Annotated in this window: 18 protein-coding genes and 1 tRNA gene; 11 read left to right on the forward strand and 8 right to left on the reverse strand. The window is 56.7% G+C overall.

Annotation, left to right across the window (positions count from 1 at the left end):
- Window positions 1-10: 10 nt before the first annotated feature.
- Genes nqrE through ACR0D8_RS11365 form a run of 5 tightly spaced genes read right to left on the reverse strand, consistent with a single transcriptional unit; the run spans window position 11 to window position 4,649 of the window.
- Window positions 11-619, reverse strand: a complete 609-nt coding sequence (gene nqrE, locus ACR0D8_RS11345; protein WP_170480069.1) for an NADH:ubiquinone reductase (Na(+)-transporting) subunit E — start codon at window positions 617-619, stop codon at window positions 11-13.
- The gene (locus ACR0D8_RS11350) at window positions 619-1,272 is read right to left on the reverse strand and encodes an NADH:ubiquinone reductase (Na(+)-transporting) subunit D (RefSeq protein WP_475164010.1); all 654 of its coding nucleotides are present in this window, start codon (window positions 1,270-1,272) and stop codon (window positions 619-621) included. Before ACR0D8_RS11350 ends, nqrE begins: the two co-directional genes overlap by 1 nt.
- Window positions 1,272-2,099, reverse strand: a complete 828-nt coding sequence (locus tag ACR0D8_RS11355; protein ID WP_480646497.1) for a Na(+)-translocating NADH-quinone reductase subunit C — start codon at window positions 2,097-2,099, stop codon at window positions 1,272-1,274. The genes ACR0D8_RS11350 and ACR0D8_RS11355 overlap by 1 nt, the downstream gene beginning before the upstream one ends.
- A complete protein-coding gene (locus tag ACR0D8_RS11360) occupies window positions 2,092-3,300 on the reverse strand; it encodes an NADH:ubiquinone reductase (Na(+)-transporting) subunit B (protein ID WP_480646499.1) in 1,209 nt (402 codons plus the stop codon). Before ACR0D8_RS11360 ends, ACR0D8_RS11355 begins: the two co-directional genes overlap by 8 nt.
- A gap of 5 nt (window positions 3,301-3,305) precedes the next feature.
- The gene (locus ACR0D8_RS11365) at window positions 3,306-4,649 is read right to left on the reverse strand and encodes a Na(+)-translocating NADH-quinone reductase subunit A (protein WP_480646501.1); all 1,344 of its coding nucleotides are present in this window, start codon (window positions 4,647-4,649) and stop codon (window positions 3,306-3,308) included.
- Window positions 4,650-4,938: 289 nt separating this feature from the next.
- Here ACR0D8_RS11365 and ACR0D8_RS11370 point away from each other — a divergent pair, with 289 nt between their 5' ends.
- The 3 genes from ACR0D8_RS11370 to ACR0D8_RS11380 all read left to right on the forward strand — a co-directional run bounded on the left by ACR0D8_RS11370 (window position 4,939) and on the right by ACR0D8_RS11380 (window position 7,406).
- Window positions 4,939-6,054, forward strand: a complete 1,116-nt coding sequence (locus tag ACR0D8_RS11370; protein ID WP_480646503.1) for a THUMP domain-containing class I SAM-dependent RNA methyltransferase — start codon at window positions 4,939-4,941, stop codon at window positions 6,052-6,054.
- Window positions 6,055-6,167: 113 nt separating this feature from the next.
- Window positions 6,168-6,244, forward strand: a tRNA-Pro gene (locus ACR0D8_RS11375).
- 94 nt (window positions 6,245-6,338) lie between these two features.
- The gene (locus ACR0D8_RS11380) at window positions 6,339-7,406 is read left to right on the forward strand and encodes a tyrosine-type recombinase/integrase (protein WP_480646505.1); all 1,068 of its coding nucleotides are present in this window, start codon (window positions 6,339-6,341) and stop codon (window positions 7,404-7,406) included.
- An 11-nt stretch (window positions 7,407-7,417) separates the two neighbouring features.
- Here ACR0D8_RS11380 and ACR0D8_RS11385 read toward each other — a convergent pair whose 3' ends face one another.
- The 3 genes from ACR0D8_RS11385 to ACR0D8_RS11395 form a co-directional block, all read right to left on the reverse strand.
- A complete protein-coding gene (locus tag ACR0D8_RS11385) occupies window positions 7,418-8,104 on the reverse strand; it encodes a hypothetical protein (RefSeq protein ID WP_480646507.1) in 687 nt (228 codons plus the stop codon).
- A 108-nt stretch (window positions 8,105-8,212) separates the two neighbouring features.
- Window positions 8,213-8,440, reverse strand: a complete 228-nt coding sequence (locus tag ACR0D8_RS11390) for a helix-turn-helix domain-containing protein (RefSeq protein ID WP_480646509.1) — start codon at window positions 8,438-8,440, stop codon at window positions 8,213-8,215.
- A gap of 103 nt (window positions 8,441-8,543) precedes the next feature.
- Window positions 8,544-8,735, reverse strand: coding sequence for a hypothetical protein (locus tag ACR0D8_RS11395; RefSeq protein WP_480646510.1), 192 nt, complete (start codon window positions 8,733-8,735; stop codon window positions 8,544-8,546).
- Between the two features lie 317 nt (window positions 8,736-9,052).
- Here ACR0D8_RS11395 and ACR0D8_RS11400 point away from each other — a divergent pair, with 317 nt between their 5' ends.
- From ACR0D8_RS11400 to ACR0D8_RS11435, 8 genes are all read left to right on the forward strand, one after another.
- On the forward strand, window positions 9,053-9,286 hold the full coding sequence (locus ACR0D8_RS11400) for a hypothetical protein (protein ID WP_480646512.1): 234 nt from the start codon (window positions 9,053-9,055) through the stop codon (window positions 9,284-9,286).
- Between the two features lie 28 nt (window positions 9,287-9,314).
- On the forward strand, window positions 9,315-9,548 hold the full coding sequence (locus ACR0D8_RS11405; RefSeq protein ID WP_480646514.1) for a hypothetical protein: 234 nt from the start codon (window positions 9,315-9,317) through the stop codon (window positions 9,546-9,548).
- 57 nt (window positions 9,549-9,605) lie between these two features.
- A complete protein-coding gene (locus tag ACR0D8_RS11410; protein WP_480646516.1) occupies window positions 9,606-10,817 on the forward strand; it encodes a tyrosine-type recombinase/integrase in 1,212 nt (403 codons plus the stop codon).
- A gap of 256 nt (window positions 10,818-11,073) precedes the next feature.
- The gene (locus tag ACR0D8_RS11415; protein ID WP_480646517.1) at window positions 11,074-11,481 is read left to right on the forward strand and encodes a very short patch repair endonuclease; all 408 of its coding nucleotides are present in this window, start codon (window positions 11,074-11,076) and stop codon (window positions 11,479-11,481) included.
- Between the two features lie 67 nt (window positions 11,482-11,548).
- The gene (locus tag ACR0D8_RS11420; protein ID WP_480646519.1) at window positions 11,549-12,880 is read left to right on the forward strand and encodes a DNA cytosine methyltransferase; all 1,332 of its coding nucleotides are present in this window, start codon (window positions 11,549-11,551) and stop codon (window positions 12,878-12,880) included.
- Window positions 12,873-13,667 (forward strand): endonuclease, encoded by a 795-nt coding sequence (locus ACR0D8_RS11425; RefSeq protein ID WP_480646521.1) that lies wholly within the window; start codon window positions 12,873-12,875, stop codon window positions 13,665-13,667. The genes ACR0D8_RS11420 and ACR0D8_RS11425 overlap by 8 nt, the downstream gene beginning before the upstream one ends.
- A gap of 24 nt (window positions 13,668-13,691) precedes the next feature.
- Window positions 13,692-13,931 (forward strand): hypothetical protein, encoded by a 240-nt coding sequence (locus tag ACR0D8_RS11430; RefSeq protein ID WP_480646523.1) that lies wholly within the window; start codon window positions 13,692-13,694, stop codon window positions 13,929-13,931.
- Window positions 13,928-16,429 carry an AAA family ATPase gene (locus tag ACR0D8_RS11435; RefSeq protein ID WP_480646525.1) on the forward strand — a complete coding sequence of 834 codons (2,502 nt, stop codon included), beginning with the start codon at window positions 13,928-13,930 and terminating at the stop codon, window positions 16,427-16,429. The genes ACR0D8_RS11430 and ACR0D8_RS11435 overlap by 4 nt, the downstream gene beginning before the upstream one ends.

A 16,429-nucleotide genomic window follows, 5' to 3' on the forward strand; every position in this document is an offset into this window, starting at 1 on the left:
TGACCCCTCCTTACAGTTTCACGCCCGAGAAGGACATGAAGGCCATCGCCATCAGCCCAGCGGTGATGAAGGTGATACCCAGACCCTGCAGGCCGTCGGGAATGTCCGAATATTTAAGCTTTTCGCGCACGCCCGCCATCGCAGTGATCGCCAGCGCCCAGCCAAAGCCGGAAGACAGGCCGTACGTCGCAGCCTCGGCAAAGTTGTAATCGCGCTCCACCATGAACAGCGAACCACCCAGAATGGCGCAGTTGACAGTGATCAGCGGCAGGAAAATCCCCAGCGCGTTGTAAAGAGGCGGGAAATACTTATCGAGGATCATTTCCAGGATCTGAACCATCGCCGCGATCACACCGATATACGAGATCAGGCCGAGGAATGTCAGGTCCACATCCGGAAACCCGGCCCAGGCCAGCGCGCCCGGCTTGAGCAGGTAGTTCAGCAGCAGGTTATTCGTCGGCACGGTGATGGCCTGCACCAGCATCACCGAAATCCCCAGACCCAGCGCGGTCGAAATCTTCTTGGACACGGCGATGAAGGTACACATGCCAAGAAAGAAGCTGAGCGCAAGGTTTTCGACAAAAATGGCCTTTACGGCCAGAGAGATAAGCCCTTCCATCAGTGCGCCTCTACCTGCTGGATTTTGTATTCACGTTCTTCGACCTGGTTCGGTTTCCAGGTACGGAAAGCCCAGATCAGCAGGCCGATCACAAAGAAGGCCGACGGTGGCAGCAGCAACAGACCGTTGGGCACATACCAGCCGCCATTGTTGACGGTCTGCAGGATGGTGACACCGAACAGGCTGCCCGAACCGAACAGCTCACGGATGAAACCCACCAGCATCAGGATCAGGCCGTAGCCCAGACCGTTGCCGACGCCGTCGATGAACGAAGCCATTGGCGGGTTCTTCATGGCGAATGCCTCGGCGCGGCCCATCACGATGCAGTTGGTGATGATCAGGCCGACGAAAACCGAGAGTGTCTTGGAAATCTGGAAGGCATAGGCCTTGAGGATCTGGTCCACCAGGATCACCAGCGAGGCGATGATCACCATCTGCACGATGATCCGGATCGAACCCGGGATCTGATTGCGCAGCATCGAGATGAACATCGAGGCAAAACCGGTCACGAAGGTCACCGCCAGCGCCATCACGAAGGCCACCTGCAGCGACGAGGTCACCGCCAGCGCCGAGCAGATGCCCAGCACCTGCAAGGTGATCGGGTTGTTGTCGACCAGCGGATCGACCAGCAGCTCTTTCCTTGTCTGGGACATCAGAACTCTCCTGCTTGCAGTTTGGCCAGGAAGGGGCCATAGCCCGCATCACCCATCCAGAATTTCACCAGATTATCGACCCCGACCGAGGTGAGCGTGGCACCGGCCAACGCGTCGACGTAAAAATCGGGGCCTGCGGCGGGTTGCGTCTTGGCGACAGTAATCTGCAGATCGCCGGCCTCGTCGCGCAGTTTCTTGCCACTCCACAGCGCTTTCCAGCGCGGGTTATCCACCTCGGCGCCAAGACCGGGTGTTTCACCGTGCTGATAGAACTGCAGGCCGAAAATATCGTTGCCGTTGTTTTCCAGCGCGATAAAGCCGTAGAGCGTGGACCACAGACCATAGCCGTGCAGCGGCAGGATCACCTTGTCCAGATCACCCGCATCGTCGCGCAGCAGATAGATCACCCGGTACCTGGCCTGACGGCCGATCCCTGCCGGATCGTCCGCTAGCGCGACGCTCAGCTCGGGATCGCTGGCCGCGGCCAGATCATCGAAAGTGGCCGGGTCGAACTGATCATCGACAAACTCGCCAGTGGCCAGTTCCAGAACATGCGGCTCGAACGCGGCGAAGGCTTCGGTCACGTTGATGCCGGGTTCATAGACACCGGCCACCTGCAAAACGTTGACCTGCTTGTCTTTCAGCGCGTTGGCTTCCTGTACAGGGCGCAGGCTGACCGCGGCGGCCGATACGACCATCGAGGCAACAAGGCAGACAGCGACGGCAACAATGATTGTCTTGCCGACGGAATCCGGCGAGGCGGCCAGAAACCTGCCAATCGCGCCTTTCGGGGCGTCGTTGTTATCTGGGGATTGCGGATCAGACATGGCGACGCGCCCTCCGTTTGATGTTTGCCTGAACAACAAAATAGTCGATCAGCGGTGCAAAGACGTTGCCGAACAGAATGGCCAGCATCATGCCTTCGGGGAAGGCCGGGTTCACCACGCGGATCAACACAACCATGACACCGATCAGCGCACCATAGATATAGCGCCCTAGATTGGTATGGCTGGCCGAGACCGGTTCTGTGACCATGAAGGCCAGACCAAAGGCGTACCCGCCCAGAACAACGTGCCAGTACCAGGGCATCGCAAACATCGGGTTGGTGTCCGACCCGATCAGGTTCAGCAGCCAGGTAAATACGATCGTTCCGGCCAGACAGCCCAGAATCAGGCGGTAATTGGCGATCTTGGTCACCAGAAGGAAGGCCAGACCAATGATACAAGCCAGTGTCGAGGTCTCGCCAAAGCTGCCTTGAATGGTACCGTAGAAGGCGCTCCACCAGGTGATGCCCTCGGCGGCCAGCGCCTGCATTCCGTCGGCGGCCGATACCGCCAGAGCCGTTGCGCCGGAAAACCCGTCAACCGGGGTCCAGACCGCGTCCCCCGACATCTGCGCGGGATAGGCGAAATACAGGAAGGCGCGACCCACAAGGGCCGGGTTGAGGAAGTTCTTGCCGGTGCCGCCGAACACCTCTTTGCCGATCACAACGCCGAAGATGATGCCCAAAGCCACCTGCCACAGGGGCGTGGTTGCGGGCATGATCAGCGTGTAGAGCATTGAGGTAACAAGGAAACCTTCGTTCACTTCATGCCCGCGAACGGTGGCGAAGATGACCTCGAAAATACCACCTGCGACCAGTGTGACGATGTAGATCGGCAGGAAGTACAACAACCCGTGCATCACGTTGGCAAAGATGCTGGACGGGTCCAGCGAAATGCCGAACATCTGCAACAGGGCAATGCGCCAGCCCGTGGCCGAGTCCGGACCCAGCGCGGCAATGGCAGTGTTTGCCTGATAGCCGGTGTTCCACATCCCCCACAGGATGCAGGGGATCGTGGCGATCACGACATAGGTCATGATCCGCTTCATATCCACATAGGACCGCGCATGAGGGGCGACGGAGGTGACGGTTTTCGGAGTGTAGATGAAGCTTTCCACCATCTCGTAGATGGGGAAAAGCTTTTCGTACTTGCCGCCCTTGGTAAAGTTCGGCTCGATCCGGTCAAAGAAGCTGCGCAAACCCATGTGGCTCAGCCCTCCTTTTCAATCTTAGTCAGGCAGTCGCGCAGCGCCAGCCCGTATTCATATTTGGCCGGACAGGCAAAGCCCACAAGGCCCAGATCCTCTTCGTCCAGCTCCAGCGCACCCAACGCCTGCGCGGTGTCGGTATCCATAACCAAAAGCGCGCGCAGCAGCTGCGTCGGCAGGTAATCCTGCGGCATCAGTTCCTCGAACGTGCCGGTCGGCACCATGGCGCGGCGACCGCCGTTGAGGTTGCTGGTGAAGGCGTAAAGCTTTTTAGCAAAGGCCGAGCCCAGCACCGGTTGCACCGCGAATTTCGACGTCATCGGCCGAATCCAACCCATGGGGATCTGATCGGGATCCTCGCGGATGATAGTGATCTGGCGGGCAAAACGCCCCAGATAGGCGGTCGGGCCATCAGCCTGCTGGCCCGACAGAACCGAACCCGAGATAATCCGTGGGGTGCCGTCGAGGTCGACCTCGTCCCGTGTCAGATCCTCGGTCGAGGCCCCCATGACGGTACGGATCAACCGCGGCTGCCGGGCGCCGGGTCCGGTCAGTGCGATTACGATATTGGGGTCCAGATGACCGGTCTGCATCAGGCGGCCAATCGCGATGATGTCCTGATAGCCAATGGTCCAGACCCGCTTGTCACCCGCCAGAGGTTCGAGGAAATGGATATGGGTTCCGGCCAAGCCGGCCGGGTGCGGGCCGGAAAACGCCGCCGCCTCAATACCCGGCAGATCAGACCCGGGGACGGTGGTGCCGTCCTGGTGGCACAGGTAAGTCTTGCCTTCGGTCAGTTTGGAAATCGCGGCCAGACCCGCAGCAAAAGCCTCACCCGCATCATTTATGATGACGCTGGCATCCCCTGCCAGAGGCTCGCTGTCCATCGCGGTCACGAAAATCGCAGCCGGCTGGGTGCCCGGTTCAGGCATCTTGGAATAGGGGCGCGTGCGGAACGCTGTCCACAATCCGGCCGCACATAATTTGGCAGTCACGCCTTCGGCACTGTCGGCATCGCCTGTGGCCGAGAAGTCCAGCCCGGTGTCATTGGCATCCGAAACCTCGATCACGACGCTTTGCAAAACGCGGCGCGCGCCGCGATTGATTGCCACGACCTTGCCGCTGAGCGGTGCGACCATCATCGCCTCGGGCGCGTCCTTGTGGCAGAACAGCGGCGTACCACGCTGAACCTCGTCCCCTTCCTGAACCAGCATGCGCGGCTTCAGGCCGAGGTAGTCGCCCCCCAAAACGCCGACAGACTTGAATTCAGGCCCCGGATGGATGGTTTGCTCCGGCGCACCCTGCACCGGCAACTCCAACCCTTTTTTCAGTTTGAAAGTTTGCATGTCGCTACGGTCTTCCAAGCCTCTTTACCTGCGCCAGCTATGCCGACACCCTTTCAGGGTCAGACAATAGCGCGGGTTTTTCAAACAGTCGTCGCAAAAGCGTCGAATTACGTTCGAAATCCGCGGGCGTCCCTCTGATTGGGGACCCTTTACGCGGGGATGGTGCCAAACGCAAACCCGTTACCGCCTAAATTGGCCTTTCTATGTCACTTTCCTTTGAAGTTTTCAGATTTTTGGGCAACCGAAATTGCATGTCGCACCCGGAACGCTTCCGGTATAAGCAGCGCGGATGGAACCGACTAACGATCTTGAAATTTTCCTGGTGGCAACACCGGGGCTGGAGTCCCCCCTGCTTGCCGAAGCCGCCGAACAGGGATTCGCCGGCGCAAAGATTCTGCCCGGCGGCGTCAGTTGTCGTGGCGGCTGGTCCGAAGTCTGGCGCGCCAATCTGTGCCTGCGCGGTGCCAACAAGGTTCTGGTCCGCATCGGCAGTTTCCCGGCGGTTCATCTTGCGCAACTGGACAAAAGGGCCCGCAAGTTCCCCTGGGCTGACGTTCTGCGACCCGACGTCCCGGTCAAAGTCGAAGCCACCAGCCGCAAATCCCGGATCTATCACGCCGGCGCTGCACGTCAGCGGGTCGAGCGGGCAATTTCCGAAACTCTGGGCGCGCCGATTTCGTCCGAGGCACGTCTGCGGGTCCTGCTGCGTATCGAAAAGGACATCTGCACCTTTTCCGTCGATACATCCGGAGAGCCCCTGCACAAGCGCGGCCACAAACCGGCCATCGCCAAAGCCCCCATGCGCGAGACGATGGCGGCGATGTTCCTGCGCGAATGCGGATTTGACGGATCGGAGCCCGTATTGGACCCGATGTGCGGTTCCGGCACCTTTGTCATCGAAGCCGCCGAGATCGCCCTTGGGCTGAATCCCGGACGCACCCGCGAGTTTGCGTTTGAAGACTTGCAGGGTTTCGATCCCCTGGCTTGGGAAGCCCTGAAAAAAGGCCACCCCCTGTCAGAATCAAGTATGCAATTCTACGGCTCTGACCGAAACGCCGGCGCGGTCGAGGCCGCCGCCACAAATGCAGAGCGCGCAGGTGTTGCCCCGGCCACAAGCTTTCAGTGCCGGTCGGTGAGTGACATAAAACCGCCGCCCGGACCGGCCGGGCTCGTCATCGTCAACCCCCCTTACGGCGCGAGAATCGGGGATGAAAAGCGCCTGCGCTCCCTCTACGGAAGTCTCGGCAAGGTCTTGATGAACAAGTTTTCCGGCTGGCGGGCTGGAATCGTCACCAGTAACCCGTCGCTTGCCCGTGCGACGCGCCTGCCCCTGTTGCCCGCCGGGCCGGTGGTGGATCATGGCGGCACAAAGATACGGCTGTACAGAACAGATCGCCTTTCCTGACAAGGAATGAGTGATCCCAAACAGTTGTTTCAGCGTGCAGCACCAATTCCGAAAAACGACACAAAATCCCCCTTGCACATCCAAATCCCCGGGTATAGATCACCCGCCACGGTCGGAGTGTAGCTCAGCCTGGTAGAGCACTGTCTTCGGGAGGCAGGGGTCGTGAGTTCGAATCTCGCCACTCCGACCAATAAATACAGATATTTAGAGCCCCGCTTGGGGCTTTCTTCTTTTCTGGCTATACTGCCCGGGACAATATTGGGACATCCGGGTGGACCTTGCTCATGGCGACCTTCACCAAACGCGGTGACGGACAATGGCAGGCGAAGATTCGCCGCAAGGGTTGGCCTGCGCAATCAGCCACCTTCAAGACCAAGAAGCTTGCTGAAGGTTGGGCGCATCGCATCGAGAGCGAAATGGCGGCAGGTCACTTCGTGGACCGGACTCCCAGCCAGCGTACGACCCTTGGCGAGTTGATCGAAATCTATCTTCGTGAAGTGACCGACAAGCGGCCTGGCGAGTCCTCGCGATACTCGGAGCGCAAGCGATTGGAACGCTTCATGCGCGAGGAGAAAGAACTTTGCGCTCATGCCGCCGCCAACCTGCGGCCCGAGCATTTTGAAGATTACCGCGACCGCCGCCTCGCCACAAAGGGACCAGGCGGCAAGCCAATCGCCCCGGGCACAGTGAAGCGCGAGCTCTCCACCCTCAAGCGCGTTTTAGATCATCGCAAGCGGCGGCTTGGATTGATCGTTAATCCCGTGAATTCCGAAGATGTGAAGCGCCCTGCCGTCAATGATGAGCGCGATGTGAGGCTCTCGCGAGAAGAGAAAGACCGACTTCTTGACGCCTGCAGCGCCGCGCGCAATCCATGGCTACGGCACTTCGTCGAACTCGGCTTTGAAACTGGCGGGCGACGCGGAAGCTTGCTAAGCCTGCGTTGGGCAGACGTTGATCTCGAACGGCGCGCCTTGACATTCAAGGGTGTAAAGAACAGCCGCACGCCCGACAAAGTGATCGACCATGTTGTGCCACTCTCACCACGTGCAATAGCCATCCTGGAGGCACTACCGCGCGGCGATGATGGCCGCGTCTTTGAGATGAGCGAGAACGCGTTCAAGCTTGCCTTTCGCCGCGCGCGTGATCGGGCGGGCCTCCCGCACTTTCGGTTCCATGATACGCGGCACGAGCGCGTGTCCTCGCTCTTTGAAGCGGGCTGGTCCGACATGGCTGTTATGGCGGTGTCGGGCCACAAGGACCCCAAGAGCCTGAAGCGCTACGCCAATCTACGCCCCGACCATCTGGCTGATGAACTGGCTAAGCTCGAAAGCGAGTCGACGAGGAAGCGCTAGCAGTCAAACGACTATTGATCGTCTAGGGGGGATAGAGTCTTGGAATCGTATGTTCTTGGCTCGCCAGCGGCAACAGCACCCGCTGCCATGACATGACCACCCCTTGATTGAAGTCCGTCGAAAACGCTTCCCACCATGAAAAAGTCGTAAGCGCCCATCGGCAATTTTGTATGAAGGTTCGCAAGGCTGTCGCCAACTTCTCCACGCACGAGAACGGCGCCATCTGGAGGCGTCGTTTGCCAGACTCCCGGCGTCTGGGTTTCTAGGACAATGTTCGATCTGACGGAGAAACCAGGCCGCGATTCATCGACAGGCGTGAAGTCTGCGGTGAAGAAGCAGAGTACGCTCGACGTGAAGGTGCCGCCGAGTTCGTCCGGGTTCTCACTGCGTGTTATGACCATCGAACCTATGGACGGTTCACCGGGCGTCACGCGCAGAAACAGATTGTGCGGCTCACCGTTGATAGTGAACGGTTCTTCATTGATCGTGGAAATTAGTACCACTTCGAAATCGATGCTTTCGGAACTGCCGGGCGTTGGGAGATGGGCGTTCCGAAGTCTTCTGCGAATAGTGTTGGTGTTACCGGGCCCGACCGGTTTCATCATGAGCGGGACTTCACCAATCTCCCCGCCGAAATCGTATGATGCAGCCGGTGATCCCGCGATAGTGAGATAATCTGTTCCCTTAACGATAATCATTTCATCCTCTTCTGTGACTTCCTCAAATTCGTTGCGAGCATAGCACGTCACGCACACCCTCAGAAGCTCAGCCAGCGTTTGGCAAGGAGAATTCAGAGAGAGTACTGCCTACCTCTCGGGGCACTCGCGATGAGCTTCGACAAACCGCTCCAGGTCTTTGATCGCGAAGAAGGTGCGATTGCCGATCTTCGTCACCACCGGTCCGCGGCCCTTATAGACGAGATCGCGCAGGGCACCGGGTGACATCGACAGGGCGTTCGCCGCCGCTGGATAGTCCAGCAGCAGCTTGAGCGTCTGTTCAACCCGCTTGTCGTGATCTGTGAGCTGCTTGTTCATGGGTCTCTAAATGACAGCCCTAGACCCGCCCCGTCCTCGCGTCGTCCTCGCTGGCGGCAAACAGAAAAACCGACCTCCAACCGGAGGTCGGTTCAGGCCAACGCTACAAGCGTGGGGCCGGGTGACGCAGCCGTAAGATGGCATAGCCAATATTCTCAAGGCTGACGCGGGCCTGACGCCGTGCTTCGGAACCAGGCGCACTGGACGCTAGTTCTATCTGCGTCTTGCGATAGAGCGCTTGCAGCTCGGTCAGCGAGCGGTAGTGCAGCGCGTCCGGGGGTATGATCGGGCTCATCGTTTCCTCCTGTGTCTGTTGTCTTGAAGGCCCTGCCCATCAGGACCTTTCCTTGCCCCCCACACGCTTGATTAGGGAAAGGTCAGGCAGGGGTAGGGACGGTCGTAGGCACAGAACAGGTGCGATGCGGTGCGAACGATGAGCTTGCGGACGTGCGTAACAGCCGCCCGCTTCCGCGATGCGGCGCACGCAAGGGACGATGGAGGTCTGCCGGGAATCGGCTTTGAGCGCGGGTTTTAGAAGAAGGTTAAGATGATGTTAACGAATATGGGCTATTCTAAAGACGTATTGTTAATTCATTTGTTTGGAGATTACCCATGATCATCAAGGTCAAGGGCGAGCACTCTATACCCGAGATGCTTCAGGCCCTTGTCGAGAAAATCCGTGAAGCGGAAGAACTGGGCGTTCGCTACTCGCGCGGCGCGACTTTGTATTTGAATCCGACAAATGGATTCGGAGACGACGTTGAGCCCCGTAAACACGGGCGTAAGGTCGACAAGCTCTATAGTTCAGGGCCGTATCGCAGCGCGGCGGATAGCTTCGACATATGACATACGAGAAGGAGGTGACCAGATAGTTGTGAATACACCGATCTATCTCGATTTGGACGAGGCCCGTTTGCTTCTGGCGGAAATGGGAATTGAACTCAATGAGCGGCAGATTAGACGCGCTGCGGAGATGAATGCCGCCGGTCAGCGTAGACTACCATTCTTTATCGATCCAATTGAGGGCAAGCTCAAAATCGAGAAGCAGACGTTGATTAATATCTATCGACACAGGCAGGTTGAAGCTGAGCGCAATTACCGCCTGTGAGTAAGTTCTAGAAATAGATTGTAATTGTAGGTTCAGTTATTCACGATCCTCTTTCGCATGAGTGACATTCGAAAAAGGGTAGGCAAGAAAGGCACGACGTACCAAGTAAGATACCCGAGCACATCTACGAAATCCGGCTACGCGTATAAGACATTCGATACGCTGAAAGAAGCGCGCGCCTGGGTTGAGAGCGGTCGAGCGCGTCATGCGTCCGGTGTGGTCGACCCTTCCATCCGGACGATCAGCGGCGCCGTGGAGAAGTGGCTCGAAGTCTGCATAAAGGAAGGCCGTGATGGCCGGGACCCCGTGACGCCCTACACGCACAAAATCTACAGCTATCGCGCCGACATTATGAATGAATATCCTTGGGAGAAATCGCTTCAAAACTTACAGACGCCGGATGTTGTCAATTTCAGGTCTTGGCTGCTGCAGTACTACACGAGAGACCAGGCAAAGAAGGTTCTGTCTTCTTTCCATTCGGTGATGAAGGAAATGTCGCTGCGGGGGCACATAGCAAGCAATGTGGCGGCTGGTGTTAGCATACGCTCAGAGTCCCGTTATGATCGTCGGATCGAGATACCTTCGCCCACCGATATTGCCGAACTCCTCCGTGCCGCAGACAGGCTAGCAAATTCTAAGAACCAGCAGACTGCTAACACGTGGGCACGCTACCGGCCTATCTTATACCTCGCCGCGGATAGTGGCATGCGACCGCAGGAGTACGTTGCACTAGCGCGGAAAAACTTGAGAGATGGCGGCGTACTTGTTGATCGCGCTCTGGAGCGTGGAGAGGTGCGCATATCGGTTACAAAGACACCAGCCGGGCGACGGTTCATCGACTTAACGCCGGACACCTATGAGATGATCCGTCACTACGCTGATAATATTGCAGCTCCCAGCAAACATGATCTGGTTTTTCCAACTAAATCGGGGCGCTGGCTAACACCGGACCATTGGCGAAAGCGCGCGTTTTACGCTGCGTGCATGGAGGCTGGTCTGGTTGTGGAGGAAGACGTTGAGGGAAAGATAATTCAAAAGCCAAAATACAAACCCTATGACCTTCGACACTTTTATGCTTCAATGCTTATTGAGCAAAATGTCTCATTGAAACGTATTCAGAACTTGATGGGACATGAGGATATCACCACTACGCTTAACGTTTACGGTCACTTGATCGAAGAGAAAGAAAGACGTGATGAATCCAAATTCAATTTACTAGGTATCTTATCCCAAAATACTTGTGGCAATTCTGTGGCGGATGTCCTGTAACTCGCTCTGAGTAAGTGTTTAGGCCCCGCTTCCGGAGCCAAAGGCCAGAGGTTCGAATCCTCTAGGGCGCGCCATAATAAAATCAATAACTTAACGCCAGTTGCTTTCCAAAATACCGCCAAAATGTTGATTCTTGCCACAAGTTGCTAGCCCGCTGTAACCCGCAGGTTTCCGCCATTGTCTGAATCGCCCCGAAATTCCTTGTGGCAAGTTTGTGGCAAGTGCTTACGCCAGGAATCCTGTCTAAGGTGTAGCTATGGACACAAGGACACCCGAGCAGCGCAGACGGATCATGCAATCGGTTGGGAGCAAGGATACCGGCCCCGAGCTTGTTGTCCGACGTTTGCTGCACAGGCTCGGGTATCGGTTTCGACTACACCGGAGAGACCTACCGGGCAAACCGGACATCGTGCTGCCGCGGTTTCGTAAGGTCATCCTCGTTCACGGCTGCTTTTGGCATTCCCACGGCTGCTCGAAAGGACAGCCGCCCAAGTCCAGGCAGGAATACTGGCTTCCCAAGCTTCAGGAAAATGTTAAAAGAGATAGAACAAAAATAGAACAACTGGAGGCGCTGGGCTGGTCTGTGCTGGTCGTATGGCAATGCGAAGTCAAAGACCACGAGCAACTGGCGGTGCGCCTACAAGGTTTTGTGGAAAACGCCTGAAAAGCGATCGACATCCTGTATGTTGCGCGCTAAGATAGCAAGTGAATCAGTTGAAGCGGGGCAGAGCATGAGGCCGGTAGGCATCGATCTTTTTGCAGGAGCAGGCGGCTTGAGTCTCGGATTCGAGCAGGCCGGGTTCGACGTGGTTGCGGCAGCTGAGATCGATCCGGTGCATTGCGCCATCCACAAGTTCAATTTTCCGCACACCGCCATCATTCCGCATTCGGTCGAGGGCTTAAGTGCCGCACAGATCAGAGAGGCCGCTGGCATCGGCAATCGGACCGTGGATTGCGTTTTCGGAGGCGCGCCCTGTCAGGGTTTCTCACTCATCGGTCACCGTGTTCTGGACGATCCGCGCAACAAGCTTGTGCTCGAATTTGTACGCATCGTTGCCGAGCTAAGGGCCCGCACGTTTGTCTTCGAAAACGTCAAAGGTCTCACCGTTGGCAGGCACAAGAAGTTTCTTGAAGAGCTAGTCGCGGCGTTTGACAGGGTCGGCTACGAAGTACGTGTCCCATGGAAAGTACTCAATGCCGGGCACTTCGGAACCCCGCAAAGCCGTGAACGATTGATTCTTTTCGGTTGCCGGAAAGGCGAGAAGCTTCCGGACTATCCAGTTGTTCAATCGAACATCGCAGGGAAGAAGCTGCAGCATCGCGAGCTTGGGTTTGGGCCCAGTTGCGTCGATGCCTTGGGTGACTTACCCGATGCCGACAAATTCCAATCGCTTCTCGGAACGGATGCTGTAGCAACGATCGCTTTCGGAGAGCCTTCACCCTACGCCGCTGAAATGCGCTGCATGACCAACGAGGCCTGGCATTTCGGCTACGTGCGCGACTGGAAGCCCGGCATTCTGACTTCCAGCGCGCGTACCGGCCACACGGATATTTCTCGGCGGCGGTTTCGGGAGACACCGCCGGGATCGGTGGAGCCGATCAGCCGCTTTTTTAAACTAGACGAAGACGGTGTATCGAACACGCTACGTGCCGGTACAGACGGCGCACGCGGAGCTTTCACCAGCCCACGCCCGATCCATTATCGCTACGCACGTTGCGTTACTGTGCGCGAGATGGCGCGGCTTCATGGCTTTCCCGATTGGTTCCGCTTCAATGTAACGAAATGGCACGGCGCACGTCAGATCGGAAATGCTGTTCCGCCGCCACTGGCGCGCGCAGTAGCATCGGAAGTTATGGCCGCGCTCGGCGCTGTTCCGACGCGACCAGAGCAGGCATGGGCGCTCGGCGATGACGCCTTGTTGTCTTTCGATCTGTCCACTGCTGCAGAATATTTTGGTGTGAAGGCACCGCCCAGCAGGCGCGATCAGAAGAGCGGCGCGACTAAGCGCAAACAGGAAGAGATCGAGCGCGAGCGCCTAGCAGAACAGGCCGCTCATGGCTAAGAAGAAAAATACCGCGGCTTACGATCTGATTATCTCGAGGATTTTTTTCGAATATTTCAATTCAGGCGTCACCGAGTTTGAATTCATTCGTCGTGAGATCATCGCTGCCAAGGACGAACTTGCGCCGGACCTCGATCTCAACCCGGGAGACGTGCCCTACAGCTATCGGTATCGTAGGCCGCTGCCGCAGGAAATCCTCGATACGCAACCCAAGGGGCAGGAGTGGATTATCGAAGGCGCGGGACGTGCGCGCTATCGGTTCAAACTTGTGACCGCCACGCGGATCGAGCCCAACCCCGCCATGGTAGCCATCGACATCCCCGACGCCACGCCGGAGCTGATCCGGGGTTATGCCCTGGATGATGAGCAGGCACTCTTGGCTATCGTGCGCTACAACCGTCTGATCGACACCTTCCTGGGACTGACGACTTATAGCTTGCAAAACCATCTGCGCACGACAGTGAAAGGTATCGGGCAGATCGAAATAGACGAACTCTACATCGGGCTCGACAAGCGCGGGTGCCATTACGTGATCCCCGTTCAGGCGAAGGGTGGCAAAGACCAGATCGGCGTTGTGCAGACGACGCAGGATATTCGCTTTGTCGAAGAGAAGTTTCCGGGGATTCAGTGTCGGGCGATCTCGGCACAGTTCATGACCGACCAAGTCGTCGCGCTGTTCGAGCTCACCTTGCAGGGCGAAGAGATCAAGCTTGTCGAAGAGCGGCACTACAGGCTCGTGCCTGCATCCGATATCGATAAAGACGCAATACGTGCTTATAGGAGTTAGCGAGAAACATCGTTGAGGCTTAATATGGCTGAATTTTCATTCGACGACAGCAAGAGATTTTCCGAAAACTGCACGGCGTTTCTTGATAACGTGAAGGACATTGATCCTGAAATGGCGGCAATACTAGAAGCGAATTGGGACAAGCTTCTCGCTGTTGTTTGCGACGGAGAAAGAGACACCAAGTCCCGCACCACCTTCAACGAAGCGATTGCAGCCGCGTTGGATGCTCTTCTCACGCAGGACGCAGAAGCGAAGGTTGAATGATGCCCCGCTATTTTCTCCGAAGACTAAAGGTCGAAGGCTTTCGGGGCGTCAATAATCAGGGCAACCCTCTCGACATCAGTTTCAAACCCGATGCTGTAAACTCAGTGTTTGCCGTTAACGGCATTGGGAAAAGCTCAATATTTGAATCGCTGTACTACACAATTCACGGGACGATCCCAAAACTCGATGATCTCAAGGCTCACGAGCGTCCGCAGGACTATTACTGCAACCGCTTTCACTCCGGTAACAAGGCCATGGTAGAGGTCGAACTGGAGCCGGATGACGGTGGGGCGGTCGTGTCCATAAAGGTCGAGCGCGATGCTACCGGAAACCGGACTGTCACCAGTCCCAGCGGTCACACCGATCCCGAAGGATTTCTCGGAACGCTGAATGAGGCCTTTGCACTCCTTGATTACCGCACCTTTTCGCGCTTCATCGAAGAGTCGCCACTAGAGCGTGGCCGGACCTTCTCCGCCCTTCTAGGGCTCTCGGAATATTCCGATTGCCGTCAGGCGCTGCAGGTTGTTTCTGATACGCGCACGACGAACACCGATCTCGATATGAAGGTTCTGGCAACACAGATAGCCGGAACACAGCGCTCCCTCCAACAATCTCTGGCCGCACTCCGATCCAACTTCGAAAAGGTCACAGGAAAGCCTCTGGAAGATGTGGATAAGCTCGACCAGTACGCCACCGAGGTCTCGCAGGCTCTCGGCAATGTCGAACTTCTCAAGGAACACTTCGATGGTAAGGCGCTGGATGAAATAGACTTTGATGCCATCAAGGAAGCCATCAAGACAGCGGAAGGTGGCGAAAAGCGTAAGGAACTTGAAGCGGCAATTGCGGACATCACTGCTCTGGAGGCTCTGGGAGCCCACGATGTGGCGGCGTGTGGCGAAGAGCAGAAGAAGATCAAGACGCTCATTGCCGAGCGAGATGCACTGCTGGCCGGGACCCGTGGCGATCTGTTCGAGAAGCTCTATTCGGCGGCGCGAGACGTGGTCGAGAGCGATGTCTGGCCCCATGATGCCCAGTGCCCTCTCTGCGAGAGCGATCTAAAGAACTCCATAAGTGCGCACATCAAGCACCAACTCACGCAGTACGCCGATACGGCGGCCAAGGCGAAGGAGCTTGGCGAGCTTTGGGAAAGTTCGGCATGGCGGGACTGCCTGTCCGACCACGAAGTTGCAAACGTGCTTGGTGTGGATACGGCGGATCGTATCCTCGCGCGACTCGATAGCCGGATGAAATCTGGCGAAGTCACCGAAGCTGAAACCGCCGCTGCGGTCACACGCACAAGCGAACTCGTGGCTCTTGTTCCGGGTTTGCTAGAAAAGGCGCAGAAAAAGAAAACGGACCTCGAAGCCGAGCTTCCGGCGTCGCTGGTTCAGCTTACCGAGCAAGTCGAGTATGGTCGTCAGTTCAAAGACGCCTTGGCCAGCTATCAGCGAGGCCAAGTGGAGGAGGCTGAACAGCAAGCTCGCCTGGATATTCGCGAGCGCTGGAAAACTTTTGTCTCAAAGGCGTCTTCCAGATTTTCTTCCGCAGAAGCCGCGCTGTCCAAGGCCAAGATCAATGACATCGATGCCGAGTACAAATCCATGTACAAAGACATCATGCAGGTTGGCGACGTTGTGCCCGATCTGCAGCGAGCCGATGACAAAGAAGACCTAAATGTCGAACTCAGCGATTTTCATGGTCTGCGCAAATTGTCAGCGCGCGCTTTGCTATCGGAGAGTTACCGAAATGCTCTATCGATCTCGGTCTTTCTTGCGGCGGCCATGAAACACTCCGGCGCGCCGCGCTTTGTTATTCTTGATGACGTGACATCAAGTTTTGATGCTGGTCATCAGTTTAACCTAATGGAGCTGATACGCACAAAGCTACAGCATCCACATAATTCCGACGGTTTGCAGTTCATCATCCTGAGTCACGATGTATTGCTTGAGAAGTATTTTGACACCAAAGGTGGAACAGCGGATTGGCACCACAACAAGCTTCAAGGTTCACCGCCAATGGGTGACATTCTTCAGCAAGCGCAAGGAGCGGATCGACTTAGGACGCGCGTCACAACCCTTCTTTCCGCTGGGCAAATCAGCGAAGCCGAGCCGATTGTCCGCCAGTATCTCGAATTCAAGCTCCAGCAGATCATCCGCAAAGTGAATATTCCCGTCCCGCTCGACTTCGCGATCAAAGACACAAACAAAATGGTCAGTAATTGCCTTGATGCGATCAAAGAGGCGATCGACCTACACCAGAAGGCAAACACACTAGTTCTAGAAGCGCAGCAAGTTCGGGACGTCCTCAATTCCCACGTCCCTGGAATCATTAGCAATTGGGTCAGTCACTATGCGACGGGCGGTAGTAGTAGTTTCTCTGCGCCGGTTCTCAATGGCGTAATAAACGCAATCGATAGCATGTCTGATTGTTTTAAGTACGACGACACATCTGTCTCCCCGTCAGTCCGTCGTTGGTATCGTTCACTATCGCGCCGATAA

The sequence above is a fragment of the Ruegeria sp. BG10 genome, assembly GCF_056538575.1.